The organism is Rhodococcus spongiicola, from assembly GCF_004011835.1.
Lineage (GTDB): Bacteria > Actinomycetota > Actinomycetes > Mycobacteriales > Mycobacteriaceae > Prescottella > Prescottella spongiicola.
In genome coordinates this window covers 376,162-390,109 of sequence record NZ_RKLN01000003.1, presented here as the reverse complement: position 1 = coordinate 390,109, position 13,948 = coordinate 376,162, and the positions used below count along the sequence as shown (strand labels likewise).

Below are 13,948 nucleotides of genomic sequence, written 5' to 3'. Positions count from 1 at the left end.
GAGGCCCGGCCCGCCTCGCCTCTACTGTTCAGCGCGATCTGCGCCGTCCGGCCGGCGGTCCTTGTCGACCGCGGGGAACACCTCGGTGTCGGTGTTGTCGGCCCTGGTGTTGTCGGCCCTGGTGTTGTCGGCGCCAGTGTTGTCGGGGTCGCCGGTCTCCTGGGAGCCGGCGTCGGAATCGTATCCGCTCTGGGAACCGTGCTCGTACGACCACTCGCTGCCGGCGTAGGACTCGGCGGCGGCGTCTTCGAAGTCCTCGCCGGGCACGCCGGACTTGCTTGTCTCGCGCGCGACGAAGAGCCGACCCAAAGCGACCGCAATTGTCGCTGGGACGAAGACCAGGAGAACAGTGAACGCCGCTGCCGAGGTCACCTCGAAGAACAGTCCGCCGTTCGTGATCGCGATGTCGAGGAGGATCTCGACGAACCAGGACAGGGCGCCCGCGAGTACGCCGGTGACGAACGCGGCCTTGAGCCACATCATCGTCAGGTCGGCGCCGTCGTCTGGGTCGGGGTAGGCCCGACGGTCACGGATGCCGTCGAGCGCCCCCCAGGCGAACGCCGCGAGGATCACGAGGATCAGCGCGAACCACCGCATGATGCTGCCCTGTTGCGGCCACTGTGTAACCGCGGCACCGAGAAAGGTGCGCACCACCACGTATGCCAATGCGAGACCGAGACCGCGTACGACCCACCCATTCATGTGGCACAGCGTAGCCAGCGGGATTTCGAGTCTGTGTCCTAACCCACACGAACCAGCCCGAGCGGTCTCCGACACGATCGGGTACGCACATTCGACACGGTGCCCTCGGTGTGCCGTCTCGGGAGGTCAACGGTAGTTTCGAGGCATGTCGATCGACCCTGCGACCGCTCCGACTTCCGCTCGCCGCTCCAAGTTGCGTGAGGCGCTGCGCGACCGCGGCCTCGACGCTCTGCTGGTCACCGACCTGCTCAACATCCGCTACCTCACCGGATTCACCGGATCGAATGCGGCACTGCTGGTGTCGGCCGCCGACGAGACGGACGCCGAGGACCACACCGTCATCTCCACCGATGGGCGATACCTGGTCCAGGTGGCAGAACAGGTTCCCGACCTGCGGGCCGAGATCGCGCGGGCGAGTGGCCGGAAGCTGTTGGAACTCGCGCTCGCGTCGGGTATCGGCAAGCTCGGTTTCGAGAGCCACGTCGTGACCGTCGACCAGCACGCCGTGTGGTCCGACGCAGCGGACGGAATCGTGTTCGTGAGGACACCCCACATCGTCGAGGAGTTGCGCGAGGTCAAGGACGAAAGCGAGATCGAGCTGCTGCGGCGTGCGTGCGCCGTCGCTGATCGCGCGCTCGCGGACCTTGTCCAGCGCGGCGGGCTACGGCCCGGGCGCACCGAGCGAGAGGTCGGTCGGGAACTCGAATCGTTGATGTTCGATCACGGAGCGGACGGTATTTCGTTCGAGACGATCGTTGCGGCCGGAGCGAACTCCGCGATTCCGCACCACCGACCGACCGGAGCGGTCCTGCAGTCCGGCGACTTCGTCAAGCTGGACTTCGGTGCCCAGGTGGGGGGATACCACTCGGACATGACGCGCACCTACGTCCTGGAACGGGCGGCGTCTTGGCAGCGGGATCTCTACGACCTCGTGGCTCGGGCACAGGCCGCAGGGTGTGCAGCATTGGCGCCGGGCGTCGATGTCGGGTCTGTCGATTCGTCGGCGCGGGCGGTCATCGACGACGCCGGATACGGCGACCTGTTCCTGCACGGACTAGGCCACGGGGTCGGTCTGGAGATCCACGAAGCGCCGGGGATCGGCAAGCTCGGCACCGGTACACTGCTACGCGGTGCGGTGGTGACCGTCGAACCGGGTGTGTATCTCTCCGGGCGCGGTGGCGTCAGGATCGAGGACACGCTCGTCGTTCGTGAGCAGGAGCCCGAACTCCTCACTCTCACCAGCAAGGACCTCGCAATCGTCTGAAGGAGACGCGAAACCAAGTGGCAGATACCAGCGATTTCAAGAACGGACTCGTGCTGAAGATCGACGGTCAGCTGTGGCAGATCCTCGAATTCCAGCACGTCAAGCCGGGTAAGGGGCCGGCCTTCGTCCGTACGAAGATCAAGAACGTGCTCTCCGGAAAGACCGTCGACAAAACCTGGAACGCGGGCGTCAAGGTCGAGACTGCCACGGTCGACCGTCGCGACATGACCTACCTGTACCACGACGGCTCCGACTACATCTTCATGGACGGCGAGACCTACGACCAGATCTCGATCGGCGAGGACACCGTCGGCGATGGTGCGCGCTTTATGCTCGAGAGCATGCAGGTCCAGGTGGCTACGCACGAGGGCGAGCCGCTGTTCGTCGAGCTTCCGGTCACCGTCGAACTCGAGGTCAAGCACACCGATCCGGGTCTGCAGGGCGACCGCTCCACAGGTGGGACCAAGCCGGCGACGCTCGAGACCGGCGCCGAGATCCAGGTTCCGCTCTTCATCAACATCGGCGACAAGCTCAAGGTCGACTCGCGTGACGGCAACTACCTCGGGCGCGTGAATTCCTGAGTGTCGGGTACGCGAAAGAAGCTCGGAGCACGCCACAAGGCCCGCAAGCGGGCCGTGGACTTCCTGTTCGAGGCCGAGGCGCGTGATGTCGACCCGGTCGAGCTTTCGGAGGAGCGATCCGAGCTGGCCGGGCATGACGAATCGGTGGCGCCGGTGGCGAACTACACCACGACGATCGTCGGGGGAGTGGCCGAGAATCTGGACCGGCTGGACCAGGTGATCTCGTCTCACCTCGAGGACTGGACGCTCGAACGGCTTCCCGCCGTGGACCGAGCGATCTTGCGGATCGCGGTGTGGGAGCTGTTCCACGCGACGGACGTTCCGCCGGTGGTGGCCGTCGACGAGGCCGTCGAGCTCGCGAAGGAACTGTCCACCGACGACTCGCCGGGCTTTGTGAACGGTGTACTCGGCCAAGTCGTCCTGGTTGCCCCGCAGGTGCGCGCCGCTGCAGCCGCGACTTCGCAGCGAGCGCGGTCGGACGCCGCCGCGGCTACCGCCGCCGACGCTGTGGGCGGAGAAGATTCCGAGTCCTGAAATCATGCGCTGCCGCCCACCCCGAATCGGGGTGGGCGGCAGTGTGTTCGGGGTACCTCGCGACCCTGTCTACCCTTGATCTGACGCTACCCTGATTCTGGCGCAGGGCTCGCTGCTGATAAGCTCGGCCGCGTCAGACATCCTTTAAAGATCCGTCCAGAGAGGCGGAGAAGGAGGTCGCCGAATGCGTGTGCCTGAAGGATCTTCATCCGGTCTTCCCGCAAACGCTCGCGAACTGCTGTCCCCGGCCGACGTCGGTAGGACCATCGCTCGTATTGCCCACCAGATCATCGAGAAGACCGCGCTCGACGCGGTCGAAGAACCCGACGGCGCCAGTTCCTCACCGCGCGTCGTTCTGATCGGCATCCCGACCCGCGGCACTACTCTCGCCGCTCGCCTCGCCGACAAGATCGCGGAGTTCACGGGTGTCCGGCCGCCAGTTGGTTCCCTCGACATCACGCTCTACCGCGACGATCTGCGGACCAAACCACACCGACCGCTCGAGCGCACGTCCGTCCCGGAGGGCGGCGTCGACAACGCGCTCGTCGTCCTGGTCGACGATGTCCTGTTCTCCGGCCGCACGGTCCGCTCCGCACTCGACGCACTGCGCGACCTCGGCCGTCCGCGTGCGGTTCAGCTGGCAGTGCTCGTCGACCGCGGACATCGCGAGCTGCCATTGCGCGCCGACTACGTGGGCAAGAACGTTCCCACTGCACGCACGGAGGACGTGGCCGTGCGACTCGCCGAGCACGACGGGCGCGACTGTGTCGTGCTGTCGAGCGGGCCGATCTCGGACCAGGTCCCCGCCACCAGGGTTGACACAGAGGAGACCGGGCACACAGAGGAGAACGACAAGTGAAGCACCTGCTCTCCGTCGCGGATCTGACCCGGGATTCGGCGACCGCGTTGCTCGACGATGCCGAACGGCTGGAGCAGGCGCTGCTCGGACGCGAGGTCAAAAAGCTACCGACGCTTCGTGGGCGGACTGTCATGACGGTCTTCTTCGAGAACTCGACCCGCACCAGGGTGTCGTTCGAGGTGGCCGGCAAGTGGATGAGCGCGGACGTTATCAACGTCAGCGCGTCCAGTTCGTCGGTGTCGAAGGGCGAGTCGCTGCGCGATACTGCCCTGACGTTGCGCGCAGCCGGTGCCGACGCGCTGATCGTCCGGCATCCCGCGTCCGGTGCGGCGAACCAGATCGCTGCGTGGACCGGCGCCGGCGAGGACGGCGGACCCGCGGTCGTCAACGCTGGTGACGGCACCCACGAGCATCCGACACAGGCTCTGCTCGACGCGCTGACGTTGCGGCAGCGACTCGGTGATATCGAGGGTCGCCGCATCGTGATCGTCGGTGACATCCTGCACAGCCGGGTGGCGCGCTCGAACGCGCTGCTGCTCGCGATGCTCGGCGCCGAGGTGGTGTTGGTCGCTCCGCGCACACTGCTGCCGGCCGGGGTCGGGACGTGGCCCGTCCGGGTGTCGCATTCGCTCGACGCCGAACTACCCGGCGCAGATGCGGTGCTGATGCTGCGGGTGCAGGCCGAGCGGATGAACGGCGGATTCTTCCCGTCGCCACGCGAGTACGCGATCACCTACGGCCTGTCGGAGAAGCGACTCGGGTTGTTGGCAGACCACGCCGTCGTACTGCACCCCGGACCGATGCTGCGCGGCATGGAAATCGCCTCGTCGGTTGCGGATTCACCGAAAGCTGCTGTGCTGCAGCAGGTCACGAATGGTGTTCATGTGCGAATGGCGGTGCTGTTCCGCCTGCTGGTGGGTACGGAAGAGGTCGCGTGAGCGGCCGGCACGAAACGAGAAACGAGAAGGTGGCGCCGCAGATGTCCGCAAGCGGGAACGTGTTGATCAAGAACGTTCTGGTGTACGGCGAGGGCGAGCCGACCGACCTCCTGCTCGGCGACAACCAGATCCGCGAGATCGGCACCGGTCTCACGGCCACTGCGGACACCGAGGTGATCGACGGCTCCGGCCAGGTCCTGCTTCCCGGTTTCGTCGACCTGCACACGCACCTACGTGAGCCCGGCCGGGAGGACACCGAGACCGTTGACACCGGCTCCGCCGCCGCCGCGCTCGGCGGCTACACCGCGGTGTTCGCGATGGCCAACACCGACCCGGTCGCCGACACCGCGGTCGTCACCGACCACGTGTGGCGCCGCGGCCAGGAGGTCGGCCTGGTCGACGTGCATCCTGTCGGCGCCGTCACCGTCGGGCTCGAGGGCAAGCAGCTAGCCGAGATGGCGACGATGGCTTCCGGTGTCGGCCGGGTCAGGATGTTCTCCGACGACGGCCACTGCGTCGCGGACCCGCTCGTCATGCGCCGCGCGCTCGAATACTCGAGCTCGCTCGGCGTCCTGATTGCACAGCATGCGGAGGAGCCGCGACTGACTGTCGGGTCGGTCGCCCACGAGGGCCCGACCGCGGCCAGGTTGGGTCTGACCGGCTGGCCGCGCGCGGCCGAAGAGTCGATCGTCGCCCGCGACGCGCTGCTCGCCCGCGACGCCGGTGCCCGCGTGCACATTTGCCATGCCTCGACTGCGGGCTCGGTCGACCTGGTGAAGTGGGCCCGAGGCCAGGGCATTGCCATCACCGCGGAGGTCACCCCGCACCACCTGCTGCTCGACGACTCGCGGCTCGAGACGTACGACGCGGTCAACAAGGTCAACCCGCCGCTGCGTGAGGCGTCGGACGTCGCTGCGCTGCGCAAAGGGCTCGCCGAAGGGACCATCGACTGCGTGGCCACCGATCACGCGCCGCATGCCGAGCAGGACAAGTGCTGCGAGTTCTCGCAGGCTCGCCCCGGCATGCTCGGCCTCGAGACGGCCCTGTCGATCGTCGTGGAGACCATGGTTCGGCCAGGGCTGCTCGACTGGCGTGGCGTCGCCCGCGTGATGAGCGAGCGTCCCGCCGAGATCGTCGGTCTCGACGATCAGGGCCGCCCCATCGAAGTGGGAGAGGTGGCGAACCTGGTGCTGGTCGATCCTGATGCCGAGTGGACGGTGCACGGACCGGAGTTGGCCAGCGTTGCGAACAACACGCCGTACGAGGCGATGACCCTGCCCGCGAGGGTGACGACCACCGTGCTGCGCGGTCGCATCACCGCCCGCGATGGCAAGGTGCGGCCCATCGGAGGGGAAGGCTGACAATGGAGCGACTTCTGTGGATCGTCGGATGCGTCGTGGTCTGGGCGCTCCTGGTGTTCCTGATGTACCGCGGGTGGAAGGCACGGGCAGCACGCCAGGCTGCGCGGATCGGTGAACTGCCCACGGTCCCTACCGATCTCGGTGACCAATGGATCGCGCCGAGCACCGGGCTGTACGTGGGCAGCACGCTGGCTCCCAGCTGGCAAGACCGGGTCGCGGTCGGCGACATCGGATACCGGGCGACCGGCCGGATCAGCCGTTGGACGCACGGCATCCTCCTCGAGCGTGACGGCGCGTCCCCGATCTGGATCCCGGATGAGTCGATTCGCGCGATCCGGACCGAGCGGGGTCTGGCCGGAAAGGTGATGACGAAGGACGGGCTCCTGGTCATCCGGTGGGAGTTGCCCACCGGCACCGAGATCGATACGGGATTCCGTGGAGACGACAAGACCGTGTACCCGCACTGGGTACGCGATTCAGGCAGCTATCACACAGCGAGTGCGTCGGACTCTGGTGAGGTCGAGCAGAACGGAGAAGACGCATGAGCGGCTTTGACACCAACATGGCGGTCCTGGTTCTCGAGGACGGCCGGGTCTTCCGGGGAACCACCTTCGGGGCCGTGGGACAGACGCTCGGTGAAGCGGTCTTCAGCACCGGGATGACCGGGTACCAGGAGACCCTGACCGACCCGAGCTACCACCGTCAGATCGTGGTGTCCACGGCGCCGCAGATCGGCAACACCGGCTGGAACGACGAGGACAACGAGTCCGTCGGCCCGACCGGCAAATCCTCCGAGTCGCGGATCTGGGTCGCCGGCTACGTCGTGCGCGACCCCTCACGGCGCACGTCGAACTGGCGGGCGACCGGCTCACTGCAGGATGAACTGGTGCGCCAAGGGATCGTCGGTGTCGCCGGCATCGACACTCGCGCGCTGGTGCGCCACCTGCGTACCCGCGGATCGATGCGTGCGGGCGTCTTCTCCGGTGAGGCGCTCGCCTCGGCGCGCGGAGGGACCGGGAACGTGCTCGACGTCGACGTCCTGCTCGACCGGGTCAGGAGCCAGCCGACGATGCTCGGTGCCGACTTGGCCGGTCAGGTGAGTACCCCGAACGGCTACATCGTCGAGCCCACCCGCGACGACGCCCGATTCACCATCGCGGCGATCGACCTGGGCATCAAGACCAACACGCCGCGGATGTTCGCCGAGCGCGGCATGCGAGTGCACGTGCTGCCGTCGACCGCGACCCTGCACGACATCCTCGACCTCGGCGCCGACGGTGTCTTCCTGTCCAACGGTCCGGGCGACCCGGCCACCGCCGACGGCGCCGTCGACCTCACCAAGGAGGTGCTCGGGCGGGGGCTGCCGTTGTTCGGCATCTGCTTCGGCAACCAGATCCTCGGCCGGGCGTTGGGCCTGGGTACCTACAAGATGAAGTTCGGACACCGCGGCATCAACATCCCGGTCGTCGAGCACGAGACCGGCCGCATCGCCATAACTGCGCAGAACCACGGCTTCGCGCTCGAGGGCGAGGCAGGCCAGGAGTTCGACACCCCGTTCGGCCGCGCCGTCATCAGCCACACGTGCGCCAACGACGGCGCCGTCGAGGGGGTGCGGCTGCTCGACGGGTCGGCATTCTCGGTGCAGTACCACCCCGAGGCCGCCGCCGGCCCGCACGACGCCGCCTACTTGTTCGACCGTTTCGCCGCCATGCTCGAGGGAGTCAAGAAGTAATGCCACGTCGTACAGATCTCGAGCACATCCTGGTGATCGGCTCCGGGCCGATCGTCATCGGACAGGCCTGCGAGTTCGACTACTCGGGCACGCAGGCGTGCCGGGTCCTCCGCGAGGACGGACTGCGGGTGAGCCTGGTCAACTCGAACCCGGCCACCATCATGACCGACCCGGAGTTCGCCGACTCCACCTACGTCGAGCCGATCACCCCCGAGTTCGTCGAGAAGGTCATCGCGGGGGAGGCGGAGAAGGGCAACAAGATCGACGCCGTCCTGGCGACGCTGGGCGGCCAGACAGCCCTGAACACCGCCGTCGCTCTGCACGAGCGCGGCATCCTCGAAAAGTACGACGTCGAGCTGATCGGCGCCGACTTCGACGCGATCCAGCGCGGTGAGGACCGGCAGAAGTTCAAGGACATCGTCGACAAGTGTGGCGGTGAGTCCGCCCGCTCGCGGGTCTGCTACACGATGGAGGAGGTTCACGAGACCGTCGCCGAACTCGGCTACCCGGTCGTGGTGCGCCCGTCCTTCACGATGGGGGGGCTCGGTTCCGGCCTGGCGTACGACGAGGCGGACCTCGAGCGGATCGCCGGTGGCGGTCTGGCCGCGTCGCCGACCGCGAATGTGCTGATCGAGGAGTCGATCCTCGGTTGGAAGGAGTACGAGCTCGAGCTGATGCGCGACGGCCGCGACAACGTCGTGATCGTCTGTTCGATCGAGAACGTCGACCCCGTCGGCGTGCACACCGGTGACTCGGTGACCGTTGCCCCGGCGATGACGCTGACCGACCGCGAGTACCAGAAGATGCGGGACCTCTCGATCGCGATCTTGCGTGAGGTGGGCGTCGACACCGGCGGGTGCAACATCCAGTTCGCGATGGATCCACGCAACGGCCGCCTGGTCGTCATCGAGATGAATCCGCGCGTGTCGCGGTCGTCGGCGCTCGCGTCGAAGGCCACCGGCTACCCGATTGCGAAGATGGCCGCCAAGCTCGCCATCGGCTACACACTCGACGAGATCGTCAACGACATCACGAAGGAGACGCCGGCCTGCTTCGAGCCGACGCTCGACTACGTCGTCGTCAAGGCGCCGCGTTTCGCGTTCGAGAAGTTCCCGGGCGCCGACGGCACGTTGACCACCACGATGAAGTCGGTCGGTGAGGCCATGTCGATCGGCCGCAACTTCACCGAGGCGTTCGGCAAGGTCATGCGCTCCTTGGAGACCAAGCGGGCCGGCTTCTGGACCGGACCGGAGTGGGCGGGAGGTGTGGCCGGGGATGTCGCGGGCGCGGCCACCGACCTCGGCGTGGTGCTCGAGGAGCTGAAGGTTCCGCACGATGGCCGCATCTACGGTATCCAGAAGGCGTTCGCGCTGGGCGCCACCGTCGAGCAGTTGTACGCCGCGACCGCGATCGATCCGTGGTTCCTCGACCAGATGCAGCAGATCCACGAGCTCGGCGAACGGATCCGCGGCGCGGAGAAGGTCGACGAACAGCTGCTGCGTCACGCCAAGTACCACGGCTTGTCCGACCGGCAGATCGCCGCGCTGCGCCCCGAATTCGGTGATGGTCAGGCGGCAGAGGACGCGGTGCGCGGGCTGCGCGACGAGCTGAACGTGCACCCGGTCTACAAGACGGTCGACACCTGCGCCGCCGAGTTCGAGGCGAAGACCCCGTACCACTACTCGACGTACGAGCTCGATCCCAGCGCGGAGACCGAGGTCGCTCCCCAGACCGAGCGCCCGAAGGTGCTCATCCTGGGCTCCGGCCCCAATCGCATCGGCCAGGGCATCGAGTTCGACTATTCCTGCGTCCACGCCGCGCAGACTTTGTCGGAGGCCGGGTACGAGACCGTCATGGTCAACTGCAACCCGGAGACCGTGTCGACCGACTACGACACCGCCGATCGCCTGTACTTCGAGCCACTGACGTTCGAGGACGTGCTCGAGGTCTATCGCGCCGAGTGTCAGTCCGGCACGGTCGCCGGTGTCATCGTCCAGCTCGGCGGCCAGACGCCGCTGGGCCTGGCGAAGCGTCTCGAGCAGGCCGGCGTGCCAATCGTGGGCACCAGCCCGGCAGCCATCGACCTCGCCGAGGACCGCGGCGAGTTCGGTCGCGTGCTCACCGAGGCCGGTCTGCCTGCTCCGAGGTTCGGCACCGCCACCACCTTCGACGGCGCCCGCGACATCGCGGCGAGCATCGGGTACCCGGTCCTGGTCCGCCCGTCGTACGTCCTGGGCGGGCGCGGCATGGAGATCGTCTACGACGAGAAGTCGCTCGCGGGCTACATTTCCCGAGCTACCGAGATCTCCGAGGATCGGCCGGTGCTCGTCGACCGCTTCCTCGACGACGCGGTCGAGATCGACGTGGACGCGCTGTGCGACGGCACCGAGGTGTACCTCGGTGGCGTGATGGAGCACATCGAGGAAGCCGGCATCCACTCCGGTGACTCGGCGTGCGCGTTGCCCCCGATCACCCTGGGGCGCGCTGACCTCGAGAACGTTCGCCGATCGACGGAGGCGCTGGCGAGGGGGATCGGGGTCAAGGGCCTGCTCAACGTCCAGTACGCGCTCAAGGACGACATCCTGTATGTTCTCGAGGCCAACCCCCGCGCATCGCGGACCGTGCCGTTCGTTTCGAAGGCCACCGCGGTACAGCTGGCGAAGGCGTGCGCGCGGGTGATGATGGGCGAGTCGATCGCCGAGCTCCGGGGCAAAGGCATCCTTCCGCCTCAGGGCGACGGTGGCAGCGCGCCGCTCGACGCGCCGATCGCGGTCAAGGAGGCGGTGATGCCGTTCAACCGGTTCCGCCGCGCCGACGGCACCGGCATCGACACGCTGCTGAGCCCCGAGATGAAGTCCACTGGTGAGGTCATGGGCATCGACGCTGACTTCGGTACCGCGTTCGGGAAGAGCCAGACCGCCGCGTACGGCTCGCTTCCGGCGAGCGGGTCGGTGTTCGTCTCGGTCGCCAACAAGGACAAGCGCTCGCTGATCTTCCCGGTCAAGCGCCTCGCAGACCTCGGATTCCGGATCCTCGCCACCGAAGGCACCGCCGAGGTCCTGCGCCGCAACGGCATCACTTGCGAACAGGTTCACAAGCAGTCCGGCGAGGACCTACCCGAGGGTGCCCGCACGATCGTCGACCAGATCAAACAAGGCGAGGTCGACATGATCATCAACACCCCTTACGGCAACTCCGGTCCGCGCATCGACGGCTACGAGATCCGCGCGGCGGCCGTGTCGGCCAGCATCCCGTGCATCACCACGGTGCAGGGCGCCTCTGCGGCCGTGCAGGGCATCGAGGCCGCCATCCGCGGGGACATCGGCGTCCAGTCGCTGCAGGAGTTGCACGCCCGGCTACGGGATTCTCAGCAGTGACACCGGGGACCAGGCCGACGCACGGGGCCAGACGGCACGAGGCGTTCGGTACGCGGCTCTACGCGGCGCTGGACCGCTTCGGACCGCTGTGCGTCGGCGTGGACCCCCACCCCGGTCTTCTCGAAGCGTGGGGACTCCCTGGGACGGTAGACGGCCTCGAGGAGTTCTCCGAGATCTGCGTGGAGGCGTTCGTCGGCCGGGTCGCCCTGGTCAAGCCGCAGGTCGCGTTCTTCGAGGCGTACGGCTCGGGTGGTTTCGCGGTCCTCGAGCGCACCATCGGCGTGCTTCGCGAGGCCGGCACACTCGTCGTGGCCGACGCCAAGCGTGGTGACATCGGCTCGACCATGAGCGCATACGCCGACGCATGGTTGGGCGAGGGCTCACCGCTCGAATCGGATGCGGTGACGGTGTCGCCGTATCTCGGGTTCGGGTCGCTCGATCCGATCCTCGACCTTGCCGAACGCAACCACGGTGGCGTTTTCGTGCTCGCGGCGACCTCGAACCCCGAGGGCGGTCAGGTGCAGCTGTCGACCGGCGTCGACGGCCGGCATCTCAGCCAGGTGATGGTCGATGAGGCGGCGGCTCGCAATGCTGGCGCCGCCACCCTCGGATCGGTCGGTGTCGTGGTCGGCGCGACTCTCGCGGATGCGCCGGACCTCGGGGGTCTGCACGGACCGATCTTGATGCCGGGAGTTGGCCATCAGGGCGGCACCGCCGACGACGTCCGCAGGCTGGCAGGGGACGCCCTGCGCTCGGTCGTGCCGAGCGTCTCGCGCGAGGTGCTGAGGGCTGGGCCGTCGGTTACGGCCCTTCGGGAGGCGGTATCCCGGTCTGTGGAGGCGTTCGCCTTCCTTCGGAGCTAGTGGCCCCGGGGCCCTCGGACCCGGGGTGGTTGGCGCGCGACACGCACTGACGCACGGAAGTTTTCACGAATTTTTTGCTCCCACGTGCGCGATTCGGCGAATTGTGTGTCACGCCACGTCGAATGGCTCCGCAGCTCCGCGTCACCGTCGCCAAAAAGGGGCCGTGAGCTGGGCATATGCCGATCGCATCGAGATGTCGCAAGGATGGCGCGCACAGCGCCGCAGGAGCGTCGACTGGTCTTCGAACGCACCATCGAACAACTACATAACCCACCCGAATCGGGCGGTGACGTCCGGGGGTGGGTTAGCAATCGGCGCCGGGCGTGAGTACGGTCGCTATCGCCCCTGGTTATCCGGGGGATGTAGACCATTTAGCACACGACGAGACGGAGGAACCGTGGCCCTTCCCCAGTTGACCGACGAGCAGCGGGCCGCTGCATTGGAGAAGGCGGCTGCCGCCCGCAAGGCCCGGGCTGAGCTCAAGGAGCGCCTCAAGCGCGGCGGCACCGACCTCAAGCAGGTTCTGAAGGATGCCGAGGAGGACGAGATCCTCGGCAAGATGAAGGTGTCGGCTTTGCTCGAGGCCCTGCCGAAGGTCGGCAAGGTCAAGGCGCAGGAGATCATGACCGAGTTGGAGATCGCTCCGACTCGTCGCCTGCGTGGCCTTGGCGATCGGCAGCGCAAGGCTCTGCTGGCTCGGTTCGATTTCGAGGCCTGAGCGCGAAAAGGTGATTGCTGACCCACAACAGGTGTCAGGTGGTGAACCCACTCCGGCACCGGTCGACAGTGGCGACGCGGCGCAGAGGGGCCGGCTGGTTGTACTAGCCGGCCCCTCCGCTGTCGGCAAGTCCAGCGTCGTCCGCCTACTACGTGAACGCATGCCCGAGGTCGTCTTCAGCGTCTCGGTGACAACCCGGGACCCACGACCCGGCGAAGTGGACGGACAGGACTACCACTTCATCTCGCGGGACGAGTTCGACCGCATGATCGCGGCCGGTGAGCTGCTCGAATGGGCCGAGATCCATGGTGGGCTGCAGAGGTCCGGCACCCCGGCAGGACCGGTGCGCAAGGCCCTCGCGCAGGGCAAGCCGGTCTTGCTCGAGGTCGATCTGGCGGGTGCGCGCTTGGTGCGGTCGGCGATGCCCGAGGCGCTCCTGGCATTCATGGCGCCACCGAGTTGGGAGGTGCTGGTCTCCCGTCTGACCGGGCGAGGAACCGAACCGGCCGACGTCGTCGAGCGCCGGTTGCAGACCGCGAAGATCGAGTTGGCCGCGCAGGACGAGTTCGACAACGTCATCGTCAACGAGGACGTCGGACGCGCCTGCGAGGAGTTGGTATCCTTGTTGGCTGAACGCAAACCGTAGTTGCCGTTCCTAGTTCCGACATCCCATTTGCAGTTCCCATCCCAGTTCAGGAGAAACCGAGTGAGCAGCATCGAAGCAGCAGTGTCCGACTCCGCAGGTCGTGGCGCCCTGCACTCCTATGACACCCCGCTCGGCCTCACCAACCCGCCGATCGACGAGCTGCTCGAGCGTACGTCGTCGAAGTACGCACTGGTCATCTACTCGGCCAAGCGTGCGCGCCAGATCAACGACTACTACAACCAGCTCGGTGAGGGCATCCTCGAGTACGTCGGCCCGCTTGTCGAGCCGGGTCTGCAGGAGAAGCCGCTGTCGATCGCCCTGCGCGAGATCCACGGTGACCTGCTCGAGCACACCGAAGGCGAGTGAGCGGAGG

General features: G+C 67.1%; 14 protein-coding genes. 13 read left to right on the top strand and 1 reads right to left on the bottom strand.

The window, feature by feature from the left end; translation table 11 throughout:
* Window positions 1-21 precede the first annotated feature (21 nt).
* Complete coding sequence (locus EF834_RS09840; protein ID WP_127947026.1) at window positions 22-702, bottom strand: B-4DMT family transporter; 681 nt, start codon at window positions 700-702, stop codon at window positions 22-24.
* 145 nt (window positions 703-847) lie between these two features.
* On the opposite strand from EF834_RS09840, the gene EF834_RS09835 reads away from it, so the two are divergent.
* The 13 genes from EF834_RS09835 to rpoZ all read left to right on the top strand — a co-directional run bounded on the left by EF834_RS09835 (window position 848) and on the right by rpoZ (window position 13,941).
* Window positions 848-1,966, top strand: a complete 1,119-nt coding sequence (locus EF834_RS09835; RefSeq protein ID WP_127947025.1) for a M24 family metallopeptidase — start codon at window positions 848-850, stop codon at window positions 1,964-1,966.
* Window positions 1,967-1,983: 17 nt separating this feature from the next.
* Entirely contained in the window at window positions 1,984-2,547 is a 564-nt protein-coding gene (efp, locus tag EF834_RS09830) for an elongation factor P (protein WP_127947024.1), read from the top strand.
* On the top strand, window positions 2,548-3,081 hold the full coding sequence (gene nusB, locus EF834_RS09825) for a transcription antitermination factor NusB (RefSeq protein WP_127947023.1): 534 nt from the start codon (window positions 2,548-2,550) through the stop codon (window positions 3,079-3,081).
* A gap of 184 nt (window positions 3,082-3,265) precedes the next feature.
* Window positions 3,266-3,940 carry a bifunctional pyr operon transcriptional regulator/uracil phosphoribosyltransferase PyrR gene (pyrR, locus tag EF834_RS09820; RefSeq protein ID WP_235871089.1) on the top strand — a complete coding sequence of 225 codons (675 nt, stop codon included), beginning with the start codon at window positions 3,266-3,268 and terminating at the stop codon, window positions 3,938-3,940.
* The gene (locus EF834_RS09815; protein WP_127947022.1) at window positions 3,937-4,878 is read left to right on the top strand and encodes an aspartate carbamoyltransferase catalytic subunit; all 942 of its coding nucleotides are present in this window, start codon (window positions 3,937-3,939) and stop codon (window positions 4,876-4,878) included. Before pyrR ends, EF834_RS09815 begins: the two co-directional genes overlap by 4 nt.
* A 41-nt stretch (window positions 4,879-4,919) precedes the next feature.
* A complete protein-coding gene (locus EF834_RS09810) occupies window positions 4,920-6,239 on the top strand; it encodes a dihydroorotase (protein WP_127947332.1) in 1,320 nt (439 codons plus the stop codon).
* Between the two features lie 2 nt (window positions 6,240-6,241).
* Window positions 6,242-6,784 carry a PH-like domain-containing protein gene (locus tag EF834_RS09805; protein WP_127947021.1) on the top strand — a complete coding sequence of 181 codons (543 nt, stop codon included), beginning with the start codon at window positions 6,242-6,244 and terminating at the stop codon, window positions 6,782-6,784.
* Window positions 6,781-7,971 (top strand): glutamine-hydrolyzing carbamoyl-phosphate synthase small subunit, encoded by a 1,191-nt coding sequence (gene carA / locus EF834_RS09800; protein WP_127947020.1) that lies wholly within the window; start codon window positions 6,781-6,783, stop codon window positions 7,969-7,971. Before EF834_RS09805 ends, carA begins: the two co-directional genes overlap by 4 nt.
* The gene (gene carB / locus EF834_RS09795) at window positions 7,971-11,348 is read left to right on the top strand and encodes a carbamoyl-phosphate synthase large subunit (protein ID WP_127947019.1); all 3,378 of its coding nucleotides are present in this window, start codon (window positions 7,971-7,973) and stop codon (window positions 11,346-11,348) included. Before carA ends, carB begins: the two co-directional genes overlap by 1 nt.
* Entirely contained in the window at window positions 11,345-12,211 is an 867-nt protein-coding gene (pyrF, locus tag EF834_RS09790; RefSeq protein WP_127947018.1) for an orotidine-5'-phosphate decarboxylase, read from the top strand. The genes carB and pyrF overlap by 4 nt, the downstream gene beginning before the upstream one ends.
* 397 nt (window positions 12,212-12,608) lie before the next feature.
* Window positions 12,609-12,929, top strand: coding sequence for an integration host factor, actinobacterial type (mihF, locus tag EF834_RS09785; RefSeq protein ID WP_007535578.1), 321 nt, complete (start codon window positions 12,609-12,611; stop codon window positions 12,927-12,929).
* 94 nt (window positions 12,930-13,023) lie between these two features.
* Entirely contained in the window at window positions 13,024-13,575 is a 552-nt protein-coding gene (gene gmk, locus EF834_RS09780; protein WP_235871124.1) for a guanylate kinase, read from the top strand.
* A 60-nt stretch (window positions 13,576-13,635) separates the two neighbouring features.
* Entirely contained in the window at window positions 13,636-13,941 is a 306-nt protein-coding gene (gene rpoZ / locus EF834_RS09775; protein ID WP_127947017.1) for a DNA-directed RNA polymerase subunit omega, read from the top strand.
* Window positions 13,942-13,948 lie beyond the last annotated feature (7 nt).

Bases quoted from the DNA above. Each gene is read 5' to 3' on its own strand.
- EF834_RS09840 (WP_127947026.1), bottom strand. From the start codon at position 702: ATGAATGGGTGGGTCGTACGCGGTCTCGGTCTCGCATTGGCATACGTG.
- EF834_RS09835 (WP_127947025.1), top strand. From the start codon at position 848: ATGTCGATCGACCCTGCGACCGCTCCGACTTCCGCTCGCCGCTCCAAG.
- pyrR (WP_235871089.1), top strand. From the start codon at position 3,266: ATGCGTGTGCCTGAAGGATCTTCATCCGGTCTTCCCGCAAACGCTCGC.
- EF834_RS09810 (WP_127947332.1), top strand. From the start codon at position 4,920: ATGTCCGCAAGCGGGAACGTGTTGATCAAGAACGTTCTGGTGTACGGC.
- EF834_RS09805 (WP_127947021.1), top strand. From the start codon at position 6,242: ATGGAGCGACTTCTGTGGATCGTCGGATGCGTCGTGGTCTGGGCGCTC.
- carA (WP_127947020.1), top strand. From the start codon at position 6,781: ATGAGCGGCTTTGACACCAACATGGCGGTCCTGGTTCTCGAGGACGGC.
- carB (WP_127947019.1), top strand. From the start codon at position 7,971: ATGCCACGTCGTACAGATCTCGAGCACATCCTGGTGATCGGCTCCGGG.